The following is a 15,843-nucleotide window of genomic DNA, read 5'->3' as shown; positions in this document are numbered from 1 at the left end:
AGCTGTGGTCACCACGCCCGGCTGACGCCCGCGACGCCGTGCGGCGTCTAGCGTTGCGGTCATGGATGAGCAGCACGTACGCGGGGCCGACGGCCCGCCCCCGACCTGGGCGGGGCCGCCGCACCTCAGGCGCTACGGGCCGCCCCGGTGGGGCGCATCGGGCCAGGGGCCGCGCCTGCCCTGGCGATCCACCGTCCTGATCACCGCGTTCGTCCTCGTCGGCTCGACCTTCGCGGCGCAAGCCCAGACCGACCGGGCCGACCTCGACGTGTTCGCCCGCGTACTGCTGCTCGCGGCCGGCGTCCTCCTGCTGTGGCGTCAGCGGTACCCGGTCCTCGTGGCCTTCGGCACGGCGGCCTGCGCGACGCTCTACCTCGGCGCGGGCTATGCGTACGGGCCGGTCTTCATCACCGTGGCCGTGGGCTGTTACGCCGCGATCGTCGCGGGGCACCGCAGAGCCGCGTGGGCGGCGATCGGCATGTTCTGGGTGGGGCATGCGCTCGTGGCGCACTGGCTGTACGCGTATCTGCCGCCGTCGGGGGACGACGCCGCGTCCTGGGGGCAGGAGGTTTTCATCGCCGCGTGGGTCCTGGCGATCGTGGCGTTCTCCGAGCTGGTCAAGACGCGCCGCGAGCAGTGGGCGAAGGAACGCGCCGAGCGCGAGAAGGCGGCCGGGCGGCGCGCGGACGAGGAGCGCCTGCGGATCGCCCGGGAGCTGCACGACGTGCTCGCGCACTCCATCTCGGTCATCAACGTCCAGGCGGGCGTCGGTCTGGCGCTGCTCGACTCCGACCCCGAGCAGGCGCGTACCGCCCTCACCACCATCAAGTCCGCGAGCAAGGAGGCGCTGGGCGAGGTCCGCCAGGTCCTCGACACCCTGCGGACCCCGGGCGACGCGCCGCGCGCCCCCGCCCCGGGTCTCGACCGCCTCCCGGAACTCGTGGAGCAGGCCGCGAGCGCGGGCCTCACCGTCGACATCGCCACGGAAGGATCCGGCGCCGCGCTGCCGCCCGGAGCCGACCTCGCCGCGTTCCGCATCGTGCAGGAGGCGCTCACCAACGTCGTACGGCATTCGGAGTCGCGCAACGCGCGCGTAGAGGTGCGGTACACGGGGACCGGGCTGTTCCTGCGCATCGACGACGACGGGCCGGCGAGCCATGAGGCGGCCGGCGGCAGCGGGAACGGCCTTGCGGGAATGCGTGAGCGGGCCGCCGCGCTGGGTGGCACGATCGAGGCGGGACCGCGGCCCGACGGCGGCTTCCGGGTGCTCGCCGAACTGCCGTTCACGCCGACGGAGGAGAACCGTTGATCCGCGTACTGCTCGCCGACGACCAGTCGCTCGTGCGCGCCGGATTCCGGGCGCTGCTCGACGCGCAGAGCGACATCGAGGTCACGGGGGAGGCCTCCGACGGCGACGAGGCGGTGCGGCTCGTGCGCGACCTGCGGCCCGACGTCGTCCTGATGGACATCCGGATGCCGGTCCTCGACGGGCTCGCCGCGACCCGCCGCATCAGCGACGACGCCGCGCTGGAAACCGTGAAGGTGGTCATGCTGACCACCTTCGAACTGGACGAGTACGTCTTCGAGGCGATCCGCGCCGGAGCCTCCGGGTTCCTCGTCAAGGACACCGAGCCCGAGGAACTGCTGCGCGCCGTAAGGGCGGTGGTGCACGGGGACGCGCTGCTCTCGCCGGGGGTGACCCGCCGCCTGATCGCCGAGTTCGCGGCGCGCTCCAAGGAGCCCGCGGCCGCCGGGTCGCTCGGGCAGCTCACCGAGCGCGAGCGTGAGGTGATGGCGCTGGTCGGCATCGGCCTGTCGAACGAGGAGATCGCCCGCCGCCTCGTCGTCAGCCCGCTCACCGCGAAGACGCACGTGAGCCGCACGATGGTGAAGCTCGGCGCGCGCGACCGGGCCCAACTGGTCGTCCTCGCCTACGAGTCGGGCCTCGTGCGGCCCGGCTGGCTCGGCTGAGCGGACCCACGCCGCCGACACACGGGTGCGCCCGGCAGGCAGGGGACTGCCGGCCGGGCGCACCCGTGCGTGGTCGGGGCGAGCGGGTGGGGTCGGGGCGAGGCCCGTGGGTCGGTGGAGGATCCGTGGGTCAGTCGTGGACCGCGACGCGCTCCGTGCGCGCGGCGTCCGACTCCTCCTGGGCCGGCTCCTCCCGCACCGACTCCTCCTCCCGCACCGACGTCGCGATCAGGACCGTGCTCTGCGGACGCCGCGTCCGCAGCCCGGTGAGGGTGATCAGCAGGCCGACCAGCGCGATCGCGGTGACGACGACGAGACCGGGCCGGAAGCTGTCGAGGACGGCCTGCGGGGACGAGCCCTCGCCGGAGTTCGCGGTGACGACGGCCGTCACGACGGCGAGGAAGATGGCGCCGCCGACCTGCACGGAGGTGTTGAGCAGGCCCGAGACCATGCCCTGTTCGTCGTCGTGGACGCCGTTCGTGGCCTGGATGTTGAGCGAGGGGAACACCAGGGCGCAGGCCGCGCCGATCAGGAGCATCGTCGGCAGGATGACGGACGCGTAGACCGGGGCGAGGTTGATGCGCAGGAACAGCGCGTAGCCGATCACCATGAAGGTGAAGCCGACCGCGATGAGGCGCGGGGTGCCGAACCGGTCGACGATCGCGCCGACCTTCGTCGAGGAGAGCGCCACGAGGGCGCCCGCCGGCAGGAACGCCAGCGCGGTGTGCAACGCGGACCAGCCGAGCAGGGACTGCATGTACAGCGTGACCAGGAACTGGAAGCCGACGTACGAGCCGAAGAACGCCATCGCGCCGAGCTGCGCCCTGATCTGTGAGCCGGAGCGCAGCACCCCGAGGCGGATCAGTGGGCCCGGGGAGCGGCGCTCGATGGAGACGAAGACGGCGAGCAGCACGGCGACGGCCAGGAAGGACAGCAGGGTGCGGGCCGAGGCCCAGCCCGCCTCCGGCGCCTGGACGACGGTGAACACGAGGAGCAGCATCGATGCGGTGCCGGTGATGGCGCCGGGGATGTCGTAGCCGCGGTGGTTCTTCTCGCGTTCGCTGTGCGGGATGAGCTTGATGCCGATGAGCAGCGCGATCACGGCGATCGGGGCGGGCAGCAGCATGGTCAGGCGCCAGCTGGCCTCGGTGAGCAGGCCGGACAGGACGAGGCCCATGGAGAAGCCGGTGGCGGCGCAGGTCGTGTAGATGGAGAGCGCGCGGTTGCGCAGCGGGCCCTCGGCGAACGTCGTGGTGATGATGGACAGGCCGGCCGGCGCGGTGAACGCGGCGCTGAGGCCCTTGATGAAGCGGCTGGCGATCAGGAGCGGCCCGGAGTCGACGAGTCCGCCGAGCAGGGACGCCAGGGCGAAGACGCCGAGGGCGATCAGGAACACCCGGCGCCGGCCGAGCAGGTCGGCCGCGCGACCACCGAGCAGCAGCAGGCCGCCGTAGCCGAGGATGTAGCCGCTGACGATCCATTGCAGCGTCGACGTCGACAGGTCGAGCTCCGAGCCGATGGACGGCAGGGCGACTCCGACCATCGACACATCGAGTGCGTCGAGGAACATCGCGGCGCAGAGGACGAGCAGTGTGCCCCACAGACGGGGGGACCAACGCTCCTGGGACGCAGGGGTGTTGGCGAGCGGAGAGGTCATGCGGAGCAGACTACATGCATATGCATTGACTGCAAGTGCATTTAATTCCGATGCAACAATGCCCGTCTTTTCTGCTACGGTGCGGTCATGGCGGCGAAAAAGGCCGAGCCCGGCCTCGTGGATCAGTGGCGGGACATCCTTGCGGTGCATGCGCGCACCATGTGCGAGCTCGATCGTGAGCTGCATCAGCACGGCCTGGGTGCCAGCGACTTCGAGGTGCTCGACGTCCTGGCCGACGGCGCGGCGGAGGACGGCAGTTCCTCCTTCCGCGTGCAGGAGATCGCCGCTCAGGTCCATCTCAGCCAGAGCGCCCTGTCGCGCCTGATCGGCCGTCTGGAGAAGGACGGCCTCCTGGAGCGCGGCATGTGCCCCGAGGACCGCCGTGGCGTCCGGGTCTGCCTCACGCGGAAGGGCCGCGACCTGCACACGGAGGTCCGGCCCTTGCAGCGCGCGGTACTGGGGCGCATGCTCGCCGATCGCACGCAGGGCTGATTTCCCCAGGTGGCCCGGCCCGTCGTCAGCTTCAGGTGACCCCCGACCGCTCCCGCCACAGTGCGGCCAGTGAGGCGTCGCCGGTGATGCTCGGGAACGGCAGCCGGTTCCACAGCGACAGATAGAGCCGCGCCGCGGGTCCCGACAGCTCGCAGTCGGCCTCGCCCGCCCCGTCCCGTTCGGTGACCGGCGGCTCCTGCGAGATCCGTACGGTCCATGACCGATCGGCGTCGGTGGCCCGCACGCGCAACAGGCGTGGGGTGTCCGACCGCACCTTGCTCCGGCCGCGGGCGTGGAAGCCGAGCAGCAGTTCCTCGATGCCGTCGACCGCGAACTCCGCGGGGATGACGCCGGGCGTCCCGGCCAGCGCGGACTCCGCGTCCACCCGGTGGACGGTCGTCTCGTGCGCCTGTCGCCGCGCCCAGAACGCCAGCGGCGACGCCGCGGGCAGGAACGTCCAGCACTCCACGTCGGGCCGGGCGTCGGCCAGCGTCCCGACGAGCCTGCCGTGGCCCTCGCGGAACCAGGCGACGAGCTCCGCGCCGTCCAGGTCCGGCAGGCCGTCGTCGGGGTGGTACGACGTGTGCCCCTCGGCGACGAACGCCGTGGCCCAGCGATGCACCATGCCCACGTGCCGCAGCAGGTCCCGTACGGCCCAGCCCGGGCAGGTCGGCACCTTGGCGTCGGTGCCCGCCGTCTCGGCGGCGACGGCGAGGAGGCGGCCCTCCTCGTCGAGCGTCTCGATGTGTTCCGCAGTCTTCATGGCGGGAGTCTGCCCGATGGGACCTGGCTTGAATGCGTCCTTGCCGAATGCTCGTCGCGTGCGGGTCAGGAGACGGCCGCGCGCCGGGTCGCGAAGCCGATCAGGGCGGCGACGCCCGCCAGCGCGGCCACGCTGGTCAGCGCGGCGGGGAGTGAGAACCAGTCCGCCATGAACCCGATCATCGGCGGTCCGAGGAGCATGCCGCCGTAGCCGAGCGTGGACGCGGCGGCGACGCCGGTCGGTCCTGCCAGGGAGCCCGCGCGTTCGACCGCCACGGGGAAGATGTTGGCGAGGCCGAGGCCTGTGACGGCGAAGCCGAGGAGCGCCAGCCACACGGTGGGGGCGAGCGAGCCGAGCAGCATGCCGGCCGCGCCGGTGGCGCCGCCGAACACCAACGTGCGTGTCCTGCCCAGGCGTTCGAGCAGCGTCGTCCCGCTGATCCGTCCGATGGTCATGGCCAGGGCGAAGCAGGAATAGCCTGCCGCGGCCACTCCGGGATGGGCGTGCAGGTCCTCCTCCAGGTGCAGGGCGCCCCAGTCCGCGAGCGCGCCCTCCCCGTACGCGGTGCACAGGGCGATGAGGCCGAAGACGAGGACGAGTCCGCGCACGCGCCCGGCGGGCCGCTCGGACGCCGACGCGGGCTCGTTCCGTGGACGACCGTGGTCGTCCGCGGGCGTGGGGGCGTCGTGGCGCAGGAGTGTGGGGCCGACGGCGGCCGTGACGAGCAGGCCGATCACGGTGAGGGCGAGAAGGTGCCGGGTGGGGGAGAGGTGGCCCGCGACCAGGCCGCCGAGCCCGGCGCCGAGCATGCCGCCGAGGCTGAACGCCGCGTGGAAGCTCGGCATGACGGGGCGGCGCAGGGCGGCGACGAGGTCGACCGCGGCGCTGTTCATTGCCACGTTGATCCCGCCGTAGGCGGCGCCGAACACGAGCAGGACCAGGCCGAGGGTGAGCGCCGAGTGGGTGAGCGGGGGCAGTGCGACGCTCAGCGCCAGGAGCACACCGCTCACGACGGTCACCGGGTGACTGCCGAAGCGCCTGCACAGGCGCCCCGTGAGCATCATCGTGATCACGGCCCCCGCGGAGACGCCGAGGAGCGCGAGCCCGAGCGTGCTCGCCGAAGCGCCGGTCTGCTCCTTCACGGCGGGGATGCGCACGACCCATCCCGCGAAGATGAAGCCGTCGAGCGCGAAGAAGATCGTGAGCGCGATGCGCAGGCGGGTGAGGGACGCGGTCCGCGGGCTGTCGTCGTTGACGGCCCGGAGTTTGTTTAGTGTCGGCACAAAGTCAGGGTAGGGCGCCACCCCGGCCGGGGACAAGACGGTTCGCGGCGTGACGGGTACGACATCCGGCGGACCGGCACGGGAGATGGCGGACGGCGCAGGGGAATGCCGGGACGGCGCAGGGAAATGGCTGCGGCCCCACCCGTCCGGGAGGGGCCGCAGCCATGAGAGCCGTAGGTGTGGCTCGGGCGTCACACCGCGAGGACCTTGACCCCCGCCTCCTCGAAGCGCTCCACCGTCGCTGCGTCCACGGCGCTGTCGGTGACCAGGGTGCCGATCCGCTCCGTCGAGCAGATCCGGGCGAACGCGCGCTGGCCCAGCTTGCTGGAGTCCGCCGCGACGACGACGCGCTCCGCGCGCTCGCACAGCAGCCGGTTGATGGCCGCCTCCGCCTCGTCGTGCGCCGCCGCGCCGTGCGCGACGTCGATGCCGACGACGCCCAGCACGGCCGTGTCGATCGTGATCTGGCTCAGCACGCCGTCCGCGAGCGGGCCGATGAGCTCGTACGACTGCGGCCGGGCGACCCCGCCCGTCACCACGATCTTGAACTGGGGCCGCACGGCGAGCTCGTTGGCGATGTTCAGCGCGTTCGTGACGATCGTGAGGGCCGGGGAGCCGGAGGCGAGGTCGGGGCGGACCGCGAGCGCGCGCGCCACCTCGGTCGTCGTCGTGCCGCCGGTCAGCCCGACCGCCTCGCCCGGCGCGATCAGCTCGGCGACGGCCTTGGCGATCCGTTCCTTCTCGGAGGCGTTGCGCGCGGTCTTGTAGCGCAGGGGCAGCTCGTAGGAGACACCGTGGACGACGGCGCCGCCCCGGGTGCGTACGAGCATCTGCTGTTCGGCGAGCTGGTCGAAGTCGCGCCGGATCGTGGCCGCGGACACCCCCAGATCGGCCGCCGCCTCCTCGACATCCAGGCGCCCCCGCTCCACGAGCAGTTCCAGCAGGGACTTCCAGCGGGCGTCGCGGGACATCCGCGGCCTCCAATCGTCGTTCTCCGGTGACCCTAGCGCACTACCTGATGCTTGGTTATGCTCGAAAGGTATCGAATTCTTGCAGGAACGAGCATACGCTCGGCGGGGCCGTTCGAGCGCGACGCATGCGACGTGCTCGAACGGCCCACTGACACGACACATCAGGGAGTGGGCAGGGCATGAGCCATGTCGAGAACGAGCTGAACAGCCAGCCGGAGTGCTGGACTCGCGCGGCGGGCCTGGCCGCCGGCGAGGCCGCCAAGCTGCCCGCGCCGGGGGAGCGCGTCGCGATCGTGGGCTGCGGCACCTCGTGGTTCATGGCGCAGGCCTTCGCCGCGCTGCGCGAGCAGTCCGGGCAGGGCGAGACCGACGCGTTCGCGGCCTCGGAGTTCCCGGCCGGGCGCCCGTACGACCGCCTCATCGCGCTGTCCCGGTCCGGCACGACGACCGAGGTCGTCGAGCTGCTGGCCGCGGTCAAGGGCCGCATCCGGACGACCGCCGTCATCGGCGACCCGAACACGCCGATCGTCTCCGCCGCCGACGACGTGATCGTCCTGGACTTCGCCGACGAGCAGTCCGTCGTCCAGACCCGCTTCGCGACGACGGCGCTCACGCTCCTGCGCGCCCACCTCGGCCTGCACACCGAGCAGGCGGTCGCCGACGCGCGCACCGCGCTGGAGACGCCGCTGCCCGAAGGCCTCGTGGAGTGCGGCCAGTTCAGCTTCCTGGGGCGCGGCTGGACCGTCGGCCTCGCGAACGAGGCCGCCCTGAAGATGCGCGAGGCGTCCCTGTCGTGGACCGAGGCGTACCCCGCGATGGAGTACCGCCACGGCCCCATCAGCGTCACCACCGCGGGCACCGCCACCTGGATGATCGGCACGGCGCCCGAGGGACTCGCCGAGCAGGTGGCCGGCACCGGCGCGCTCTGGGTCGAGGGCGGCCTCGACCCGCTCGCCGAACTCGTGCGCGCGCAGCGCCTCGCCGTGGCCGTCGCGGCCGCCCGCGGACTCGACCCCGACCAGCCGCGCCACCTCACCCGCTCGGTGATCCTCACCGCCGGCTGACCGTCGACCGAGCTTCCGAGCCTTCCGAAAGGAGGGGCTGTGCCCCTCGCAGCAACCGGCGCGCTCGTCGCCGAGGCCACCGCGGCGCGTACCGCGGTGGCCGCGTTCAACGTCATCACCCTGGAGCACATCGAGGCCGTCGTGGCGGGCGCCGAGGCGGCGAACGCGCCGGTGATCCTCCAGATCAGCGAGAACGCCGTGCGGTACCGCTACGGGCGCCTGCTGCCCCTCGCGAGGGCCGCGGCCGCCACCGCCGAGGCGTCCTCGGTGCCCGTGGCGCTCCACCTCGACCACGTCCAGAGCGACGAGCTGCTCCGCCAGGCCGCGGACGCCGGGTTCAGCTCGGTGATGTACGACGCGGCCCGGCTCCCCTACGACGAGAACCTCGCGGCCACCCGCGCGGCCGCCGACTGGGGCCACGCCAACGGGCTCTGGGTCGAGGCGGAGCTGGGCGAGGTCGGGGGCAAGGACGGTTCGGCGCCGCTCGACGCCCACGCGCCGGGTGCCCGCACCGACCCCGGGGAGGCCCGCGCCTACGTGACGGACTCGGGCGTCGACGCCCTCGCCGTCGCGATCGGCTCCTCGCACGCCATGACCACCCGCACCGCGACGCTCGACCACGACCTCCTCAAGCAGCTCTCGGAAGGCCTCGACGTACCGCTGGTCCTGCACGGTTCCTCCGGTGTCGGTGACGACGAACTCTCGCAGGCCGTCCGGGGCGGCATCGCCAAGGTGAACGTCGGTACCGCCCTGAACATAGCGATGACGTCGGCCATCCGGGAGTTCCTTGCCGCACATCCCGACGCCGTCGACTCCCGCAAGTACCTGAGCGTGGGCCGCGAGGCGATGGCCCGCACGGTGACGGAGCTGGTCGAGGTGATGCGCCGCTGACCCGTCCCCCGCTCCCGCCCCGGTACGCGGAAGACGCCTCGTGCCGGGGACAATGGGGCCATGGCCGACCGGCACGAACCGCACGCGCCCCCGCTCTTCCCGGTGCACCGGGAGCGCCGGGAGATCACCCCCGGCGCCGTGCACGTGCCCGGCTGGCTCGACGCCGAGGCCCAGCGCGCACTGGTCGAAGCCTGCCGCGGCTGGGCCGCCGGGCCCGTGCCGATGCGCCACACACGACTGCCGGGCGGCGGCGTGATGTCCGTCCGGACCGTGTGTGTCGGATGGCACTGGCAGCCGTACCGCTACACGCGTACGGCATCCGATGTGAACGGCGCCCGAGTGGCCCATTTCCCCGACTGGCTGAAGGAGTTGGGCAGACGCGCGCTCGTCGACGCGTACGAGGACGAAGCGGCCGGTGACGGCTACGACCCCGACACGGCACTGATCAACTTCTACGACGGCGCCGCCACCATGGGCATGCACCAGGACAAGGACGAGCGCGCCCGGGAACCCGTCGTCTCGCTCAGCGTCGGTGACACCTGCGTCTTCCGGCTGGGCAACACCGAGAACCGCGGCAGACCGTACGAGGACGTGGAGCTGGTCTCCGGGGACCTGCTGGTCTTCGGGGGGCCGTCACGGCTCGCCTTCCACGGGGTGCCGAAGGTGTACCCCGGCACCGGCGACCCGGCCACCGGGCTCTCCCGGGGCCGCCTGAATCTCACGATGCGCGTCACCGGACTCACCGGACCGGCCTCCGCACCCTCCCCACGGGGGTGAGTTCACCCGCAGGGGCTGCGGCGTTCACCGGATACGATGCGACACGGTGATCAGGGCGAGGAGTTGCTGATGCGTGGCAAGGCGGCCTCCGGGGCCGGGGGGCAGACGGCGGGCGAGGCGGAGGGTTCCGCGCGTGCGCCCCGTCTCGAGCGGGGCCGTGGTGCTCTCGGCCCGGCGCTCGAACTCGTGCACACCGGCCGCGCGCCGACCCGCGCCGTCCTCACCGCCGAACTGGGGGTGACCCGGGCCACGGCGGGCGCGGTCGCCGCCGAGCTGGAAGCGCTCGGGCTCATCAGGATCGACGCGAAGCCGAGCGCCGCCGCGGGCTCGCAGGGGCGTCCCTCGCACCGGCTGTCCGTCGCCGAGGACGGCCCCGTGGCGCTCGCCGCGCAGGTGCACGCGGACGGTTACCGCGCGGCCCTCGTAGGCCTCGGCGGCCGGATCGTCGCGACCACGCCCGGCTGCGAGATCATCGACCCGGACCCGGCGCAGGTACTCGGCTCGGTCGTGGAGGCCGGCGCCCAACTGCTGCGCGAGACCGGCCGTCACTGCGTCGGCGCGGGCCTCGCCGTGCCGTCCGCCGTGGCCGAGCCCGACGGCACGGCCCTCAATCCGCTCCACCTCGCCTGGCCCGCGGGCTCGCCCGTCCGCGAGATCTTCGCCGAGCGCGTACGGGAGGCGGGCATCGGGCGGCCCGCGTTCGCCGCGAACGACGTCAACCTCGCCGCCCTCGCCGAGCACCGCCATGGCGCGGGCCGCGGCGCGCGCGACCTGCTGTGCGTCGCCACCGGCCACCGCGGCGTCGGCGGCGCGCTCGTCCTCGACGGGCGTCTGCACACCGGCAGTTCGGGCCTCGCCCTGGAGGTCGGGCACCTCACCGTGAACCCCGAGGGCCGGCCCTGCTACTGCGGCAGCCGTGGCTGCCTCGACGTGGAGACCGACCCACTGGCCCTGCTCGACGCGGCGGGCCGCGAGCCCGGCCCCGACGGGTCCCTGCTCCAGCAGGCCCGCGACCTGATCGCCGGCAGCCTCGACGACCCCAAGGTGCGGATGGCCACCGAGGCCCTGATCGACCGTCTCGGACTCGGCCTCGCGGGCCTGGTGAACATCCTCAACCCCGACCGCATCATCCTGGGGGGCCTGCACCGGGCGCTCCTCGACGCGGATCCGGACCGTCTGCGGGCCGTCGTCGCCGACCGCAGCCTGTGGGGCCGCAGCGGGGGCGTCCCCATCCTGGCGTGCACGCTCGACCACAACAGCCTTGTCGGAGCGGCCGAGTTGGCGTGGCAGCCGGTCCTCGACGATCCGCTCTCGGCGCTGGGCCTCACCTGACGCGAGGGAAACCGTCGCACCCCGGCTGGTCCTGAAGGGCCTTGACCGTGCACAATCACCGCCATGATCGGTGAATCGGCCCGGAATTACCTGGCCTCGGTGGAGAGCCGCCTCCAGGCGGACGGGTGCGCGACGCGCTGGGAGGACTGGTTCGGTGTGCCCGTCCTCGTGGGGCGGCGGGCCGACTTCCGGATGCGCTGGATGGGCACCAACCTGCACCTGTTCACCGTCGCTGCCGCCGTGCCCGAGATCACTCCGCAGAGTGTCGACACGTTCACCTCGCAGGTCCTGACGTACGCGAAGAAGAACAAGGGCGGCCTCCCGGTCGGCCTGCAGACCGGTGTCGCGGCCTTCCCCGTCCTCGTCAGCGAGCGCGTCGACCCGGCCGCCATGGCCTGGGCCGAACAGCAGCAGCGCAACCGCTTCGCCTGCTTCGCGCGCCCCGTCGTCGTGGACAGCGCACAGCGCTACGTCGGCTTCTACCGCGGCAAGCCGGCCATCGGCCGCGTCTACGCCTCCCACCTCATCGACAAGGGCAACCGCTACTTCAACGGGTAGCCGTCACGGTCACCGGGCGTCGCGCCCGCTCCGCCGAGGCCCACCGCGAGCACCCCGCGCGCCAGATCGCCTCCCGAGTGGTGCCCGACGGCGAGCAGTTCGCGTAGAGCGGGTTCCAGGGCACCGTCCCCGCTCAGTGCCCGCAGGAACGCGTGGGCCTGCGGCACGCATTCACCGCGCACCGCGTGCCGCAGGAGTGCCGCCGAGAGCAGCGGGGTGCGCAGGGACGCGTCCGCGACCGCCTCCGCGAGCGGCGCGAGAGGGCCTCCCCAGGCCCGGCTCGCCAGCAGCGCGCCGCACAGGATGTCGTCACCGGACGGGGTGAGCCCGGGGCCGAGACCGACCAGCGCACGGGCGGCCCGCCGGACTTCGCTCGCTTCATCGGCGTGCAGGGCATGGCGCAGGTCGCTCAGGTGGGGAGCCAGCGGGGGCGGCAGGGGTTGCGCCAGCGCGTCGAGCAGCACCGCGACCTGCCTGATGCGCGCGGGGGTCGGTGGGGAGGAGGCGTCCTGGACACGGGGCGGTGCCCAGGACGCCTCCGGCTCGAAGCGAACGGGCCCGATCACTACGCGGCCTGCCCCGAAGCCGGCCCGTGGTGTGGTCAGGTCCAGCGGCCGGTCCGCCGACGAGAAGGGCAGCACGAGCGCGTTCGGCAGGCGGATCGCGTCCCGGGTCACCACGGCGAGTGCGGGCAACTCCCGGTCGCCGGTGGCGAGATGGACCGCGTAGCGGGTGGCGGCGACGACGCGGGCCGGCCGGGACGGACCGTGCAGCAGTGGGGCGACGGCCGTGCTGATGGTGCCGAGGTGTACGTGACTGGGGGTGCCGGGTGGTACGTGACTGGGGGTGCCGGCGAGTGCGTGACTGAGGGTGCCGAGATGTACGTGCTCAGGGCGGGGCACCCTGGCCCGTACCGGACCCCCGTCGGCCGCCGTGCCCGTCACTCCCCGGGCTCCGGGGGCACGTCGACGGCGCTCAGCGCGTCGGTGAAGCAGCGCATCGGGGCGTGGGTGAGGCCGGCGCCGATCTGGCCGATGCCCGGTTCGCGGTGGGCGATGCCCGTGGTGATGACCGGTTCGAGGCCCGTGTCGACGACCTTGCGGATGTCGAGGCCGACGGGGCTGCCGACGAAGTCGAGGCCGGGGAGGCGGTAGTCGCGGTGCCGGCCGACGGTGAGCGTCGCCATCTCCTGGCTGACGCGGCGGGCCCCTTTGGGGGTGCCGCCCACGAAGCCGACGATCGCCGGGGCGGCGGCCAGCGCGAATCCGCCCAGGCCGTGCATCTCGGTGATGGCGCTGTCACCGATGTCGGGGTTGGCGTCGGCGGGCCCGTATCCGGCGAAGTAGAGGCCGTCCACGGGGGCGGCCGGCGCCGTGAACCAGGCGTCGCCGAGGCCGCTGACGCGGATGCCGACGTCGACACCGTTGCGCGCGAAGGCGGTGACGACCGTGGAGTGCTGCACGCCGTGCCCGGCCAGCAGCGCCAACTTGCTGGCGGCCATCGAGAAGTTGAGGAACCAGTAGTTGTTGTCGCGCAGGAAGTCCAGCGCCTCGATCCCGCCGAGGTCCGTGTGCCGGGCGAGCGCGGCGGAGAGTTCTCGGGTGAGCAGGGCGCTCGCGGCGGTGTTGCGGCTGTGGCACTCGTCGCCCATCTGAAGGGCCTGCGCGGTGACCGACCGGAGGTTCACCGGCTCGGCGAGCGAGCCGATCGCCGCGCGCAGCGCGGGGCCGAGGCGCTCTCCCATCCAGCGCAGCCGCTCCATCACGTCGTCGCCGAGGGCGCCGTAGCGCAGGCAGCGGCCCTGCCCCTCGTTGAGGTTGGAGTAGGCGCGCAGGCCCGTGGCCTCGTCCTCCACGACGAGCAGGGGCATGGACGCGGAGATGACGCCCGCCATCGGGCCGACCGCGTCGTGGTGATGGCAGGGGGCGAAGCGGATGGCTCCCGCGTCGGCGAGTGCTTGGGCTTCCGGTGCAGTCGCCGCCCAGCCCTCCAGGAGCACGGCGCCGACGACGGCGGCCCGCATCGGGCCGCACATGCGCTGCCACTCGATCGGCGGACCGGCGTGCAACAGGAGTCTCTCCTGCGCCAGTTCGGGGATGAGCTCCCCGGCCGGGCGGACATCGGTCCACAGCGGCACGACGCCGAGTATCCGCTCGAGTGCTGCGGCGTTGGCCGCCTCGACGGCCGGGTGCGCGACCAGGCGGGCGAGCCCGGCGCCGAGTTCCGGATCACCGGAGGCCGGGGGGCGCCAGTCGACCGCCGTCACCGTCGCGCCCGCGGCCCGCGGCGGCCCGGCGAACGCGTCGACACCGACGTTCACGACGTGCGGTACGCCGGTCAGGAGGCCCTGCGCGGGCGCGGCCTGTGCGGTCATGCGGTCTCTCCGATCCGGGAGGCAGAGGCTGAGGCGGAAGCGGCAGAGGCGGAGCCGGGGGCCGCGGGGGTGAGCATCAAGTCACCACCGGAGGAGAGGAGTTCGGCGCACATCCGCGCGGCGGTCGTGCTGCTGTCGACGACGTACGCACCCGCGTCGCGCAGAATCCGCTGCTGTGCGGTGAGCCCCTGCGGGTCGTCGTCGGTGCCCACGACGAACGCGATCACCGGCGGGGCGTCGAGCGGAGCCTCGGCCAGGGCACCCGCGAGAGCCGCTGCCGGATCCGGCGCCGCGCCGTGTCCGATGACCACGTCGAGGACGACCGCGGCGCTCCGCGGGTCCGCGAGGGCCGCCCGCAGGTACTCGGTACGGACCGTGGGGTCGATCATCGGGTGGGGGCGCCCGGCGGTGAACTCGTCGTCGCCCAGGTCGAGTACGAGATGCCGGTCCGGCAGGTGCGGGGCGGCGCCCGGTACCGGCGGGGGAGCGGTGCGGGTGATGTCGCCGAGCGCCGGGCCGAGGAGCAGTGCCGCCTCGTGGGCGAACGTCCCACCCGCGTACAGGGCCCGCAGCAGGCGGCGCGGCGGCGCGGGGGCGGGCAGTTCGGTCAGCTCCTCACCGGGCGGCAGTGCTCCGCCGACGGCTAGGGAGGCCGCGGACCGGGCTGCTTCCAGAAGGGTGGGCGCGAGCGTCACGCCGGATGGGTCGGGGGCCGTCCCGTCCGTACCGAGGAAACAGGCCACCACCGGTTTCCCCAACAGACCTGCGTGCTGCAGCAGTTGATCGGCCACGTGTGGTGCGGGCGGCTTTGACACGAGGACGATGACCTTCGTGGCGGGGTCCGCGGCCAGGGCGTCGAGCCCGGCCCGCATCGTCGGCCCGCCCACCTCCGCGCTCACGTCGCGGCTGCCCGTGCCGATCACGTGGCTGACGCCCGCGCCCATGGAGTGCAGCAGACTCGACACCTGTTGCAGTCCCGTGCCGGAGGCCCCGACCAGGCCGACGCAGCCCGCCCGCACCTCGTTGGCGAAGCCGAGGGGGATGCCGCCGATGACGGCGGTTCCGCAGTCCGGGCCCATGACGAGCAGCCCGCGGCGGGCGGCCTCGCGCTTCAGGAGCATCTCCTGCTCGATCGGCACGTGATCGCTGAAGACGAAGGCGTGCATGCCCAGGCGCAGCGCCTTGAGTGCCTCGGAGGCCGCGTACGGGCCGGGGGTGGAGATCAGCGCGAGGCTCGCTCCGGCGGGGGCGCCGGCGAGCGAGCGGACCGGGGGTCCGGTGTCCGCACCGGCCTCCGGTCCCGCGCCCGGTCCCTCGCCGGGACCGGACAGGGCATCGACCACCAGGGCGAGTGCGGTGTCCACCGCGTCGGGTTCGCCGCGGACGGCGACGAGCAGGTCGTTGGGTCCGGCGTCGTGGCCCGGGGTGGTCAGCAGCCCTGATCGCGCGAGGACGTCGCGGTTGGCGGGTGTGCCCATCACGAGGCTGATGGTTTCGACGCCCGGAGGTTCGGCCAGGCGGGCGGCGACCCTCATGAGGGCGACGGAGTCGGCGTACAGGTCCTTGTGCACGGCGTTTCGCAGCACCATGGTTCCGACTCTAGGCAGCGGCCCGCCCCTTGCAGCATGGCTCGAAGTGCCAGAACCGGCCGGGGATTTACCGGCAACGGGTGACAGTGACCCGCCTTTCGAGGATCGGTGCCGGCCGCGA

Annotated in this window: 15 protein-coding genes; 8 read left to right on the top strand and 7 right to left on the bottom strand. The window is 73.2% G+C overall.

The window, feature by feature from the left end; all coding sequences use genetic code 11:
- Positions 1-61 precede the first annotated feature (61 nt).
- Entirely contained in the window at positions 62-1,309 is a 1,248-nt protein-coding gene (locus LGI35_RS08540) for a sensor histidine kinase (protein WP_227293291.1), read from the top strand.
- Positions 1,306-1,971 (top strand): response regulator transcription factor, encoded by a 666-nt coding sequence (locus LGI35_RS08535; RefSeq protein ID WP_227293290.1) that lies wholly within the window; start codon positions 1,306-1,308, stop codon positions 1,969-1,971. The genes LGI35_RS08540 and LGI35_RS08535 overlap by 4 nt, the downstream gene beginning before the upstream one ends.
- 130 nt (positions 1,972-2,101) lie before the next feature.
- Here the strand turns inward: LGI35_RS08535 and LGI35_RS08530 are convergent, their stop codons facing one another.
- Positions 2,102-3,628, bottom strand: coding sequence for an MFS transporter (locus LGI35_RS08530; RefSeq protein ID WP_227293289.1), 1,527 nt, complete (start codon positions 3,626-3,628; stop codon positions 2,102-2,104).
- Between the two features lie 87 nt (positions 3,629-3,715).
- Here LGI35_RS08530 and LGI35_RS08525 point away from each other — a divergent pair, with 87 nt between their 5' ends.
- Positions 3,716-4,120 carry a MarR family winged helix-turn-helix transcriptional regulator gene (locus LGI35_RS08525; protein WP_227293288.1) on the top strand — a complete coding sequence of 135 codons (405 nt, stop codon included), beginning with the start codon at positions 3,716-3,718 and terminating at the stop codon, positions 4,118-4,120.
- 31 nt (positions 4,121-4,151) lie between these two features.
- On the opposite strand, the gene LGI35_RS08520 is transcribed toward LGI35_RS08525, so the two are convergent.
- From LGI35_RS08520 to LGI35_RS08510, 3 genes are all read right to left on the bottom strand, one after another.
- Positions 4,152-4,883, bottom strand: a complete 732-nt coding sequence (locus LGI35_RS08520; protein ID WP_227293287.1) for a maleylpyruvate isomerase family mycothiol-dependent enzyme — start codon at positions 4,881-4,883, stop codon at positions 4,152-4,154.
- Between the two features lie 65 nt (positions 4,884-4,948).
- Positions 4,949-6,166, bottom strand: coding sequence for an MFS transporter (locus LGI35_RS08515; RefSeq protein ID WP_227293286.1), 1,218 nt, complete (start codon positions 6,164-6,166; stop codon positions 4,949-4,951).
- A 191-nt stretch (positions 6,167-6,357) separates the two neighbouring features.
- Positions 6,358-7,137, bottom strand: coding sequence for a DeoR/GlpR family DNA-binding transcription regulator (locus LGI35_RS08510; RefSeq protein ID WP_116500410.1), 780 nt, complete (start codon positions 7,135-7,137; stop codon positions 6,358-6,360).
- A gap of 179 nt (positions 7,138-7,316) precedes the next feature.
- Between LGI35_RS08510 and LGI35_RS08505 the strand changes: the two genes are divergently transcribed.
- From LGI35_RS08505 to LGI35_RS08485, 5 genes are all read left to right on the top strand, one after another.
- On the top strand, positions 7,317-8,201 hold the full coding sequence (locus LGI35_RS08505; protein WP_116500412.1) for an SIS domain-containing protein: 885 nt from the start codon (positions 7,317-7,319) through the stop codon (positions 8,199-8,201).
- A gap of 39 nt (positions 8,202-8,240) precedes the next feature.
- The gene (locus tag LGI35_RS08500; RefSeq protein WP_227293285.1) at positions 8,241-9,092 is read left to right on the top strand and encodes a class II fructose-bisphosphate aldolase; all 852 of its coding nucleotides are present in this window, start codon (positions 8,241-8,243) and stop codon (positions 9,090-9,092) included.
- Positions 9,093-9,152: 60 nt separating this feature from the next.
- Entirely contained in the window at positions 9,153-9,869 is a 717-nt protein-coding gene (locus tag LGI35_RS08495; RefSeq protein WP_227293284.1) for an alpha-ketoglutarate-dependent dioxygenase AlkB family protein, read from the top strand.
- Positions 9,870-9,938: 69 nt separating this feature from the next.
- Positions 9,939-11,201: an ROK family protein gene (locus tag LGI35_RS08490; protein WP_227293283.1), complete on the top strand. Its 1,263-nt coding sequence runs from the start codon at positions 9,939-9,941 to the stop codon at positions 11,199-11,201.
- Between the two features lie 63 nt (positions 11,202-11,264).
- Positions 11,265-11,759: a levansucrase gene (locus LGI35_RS08485; protein WP_227293282.1), complete on the top strand. Its 495-nt coding sequence runs from the start codon at positions 11,265-11,267 to the stop codon at positions 11,757-11,759.
- Here the strand turns inward: LGI35_RS08485 and LGI35_RS08480 are convergent.
- From LGI35_RS08480 to fdrA, 3 genes are read right to left on the bottom strand one after another with little or no spacing between them, the layout of a single operon-like run.
- Positions 11,744-12,703 (bottom strand): oxamate carbamoyltransferase subunit AllH family protein, encoded by a 960-nt coding sequence (locus tag LGI35_RS08480; RefSeq protein WP_227293281.1) that lies wholly within the window; start codon positions 12,701-12,703, stop codon positions 11,744-11,746. The two genes, LGI35_RS08485 and LGI35_RS08480, sit on opposite strands and share 16 nt — an antisense overlap.
- Positions 12,700-14,133 (bottom strand): YlbE family protein, encoded by a 1,434-nt coding sequence (locus tag LGI35_RS08475; protein WP_227293280.1) that lies wholly within the window; start codon positions 14,131-14,133, stop codon positions 12,700-12,702. Before LGI35_RS08475 ends, LGI35_RS08480 begins: the two co-directional genes overlap by 4 nt.
- On the bottom strand, positions 14,130-15,722 hold the full coding sequence (gene fdrA / locus LGI35_RS08470; protein ID WP_227293279.1) for an acyl-CoA synthetase FdrA: 1,593 nt from the start codon (positions 15,720-15,722) through the stop codon (positions 14,130-14,132). The genes LGI35_RS08475 and fdrA overlap by 4 nt, the downstream gene beginning before the upstream one ends.
- Positions 15,723-15,843 lie beyond the last annotated feature (121 nt).

The sequence above is a fragment of the Streptomyces longhuiensis genome (assembly GCF_020616555.1).
In the GTDB taxonomy this organism is placed as follows: Bacteria; Actinomycetota; Actinomycetes; order Streptomycetales; family Streptomycetaceae; genus Streptomyces; species Streptomyces longhuiensis.
Note: the sequence above shows the minus strand (reverse complement) of the source record. Positions and strands in the feature narration are given on the sequence as shown.

Bases quoted from the DNA above. Each gene is read 5' to 3' on its own strand.
- LGI35_RS08495 (WP_227293284.1), top strand. From the start codon at position 9,153: ATGGCCGACCGGCACGAACCGCACGCGCCCCCGCTCTTCCCGGTGCAC.
- LGI35_RS08525 (WP_227293288.1), top strand. From the start codon at position 3,716: ATGGCGGCGAAAAAGGCCGAGCCCGGCCTCGTGGATCAGTGGCGGGAC.
- LGI35_RS08510 (WP_116500410.1), bottom strand. From the start codon at position 7,137: ATGTCCCGCGACGCCCGCTGGAAGTCCCTGCTGGAACTGCTCGTGGAG.
- fdrA (WP_227293279.1), bottom strand. From the start codon at position 15,722: ATGGTGCTGCGAAACGCCGTGCACAAGGACCTGTACGCCGACTCCGTC.
- LGI35_RS08540 (WP_227293291.1), top strand. From the start codon at position 62: ATGGATGAGCAGCACGTACGCGGGGCCGACGGCCCGCCCCCGACCTGG.
- LGI35_RS08520 (WP_227293287.1), bottom strand. From the start codon at position 4,883: ATGAAGACTGCGGAACACATCGAGACGCTCGACGAGGAGGGCCGCCTC.
- LGI35_RS08530 (WP_227293289.1), bottom strand. From the start codon at position 3,628: ATGACCTCTCCGCTCGCCAACACCCCTGCGTCCCAGGAGCGTTGGTCC.
- LGI35_RS08490 (WP_227293283.1), top strand. From the start codon at position 9,939: ATGCGTGGCAAGGCGGCCTCCGGGGCCGGGGGGCAGACGGCGGGCGAG.
- LGI35_RS08475 (WP_227293280.1), bottom strand. From the start codon at position 14,133: ATGACCGCACAGGCCGCGCCCGCGCAGGGCCTCCTGACCGGCGTACCG.
- LGI35_RS08505 (WP_116500412.1), top strand. From the start codon at position 7,317: ATGAGCCATGTCGAGAACGAGCTGAACAGCCAGCCGGAGTGCTGGACT.
- LGI35_RS08485 (WP_227293282.1), top strand. From the start codon at position 11,265: ATGATCGGTGAATCGGCCCGGAATTACCTGGCCTCGGTGGAGAGCCGC.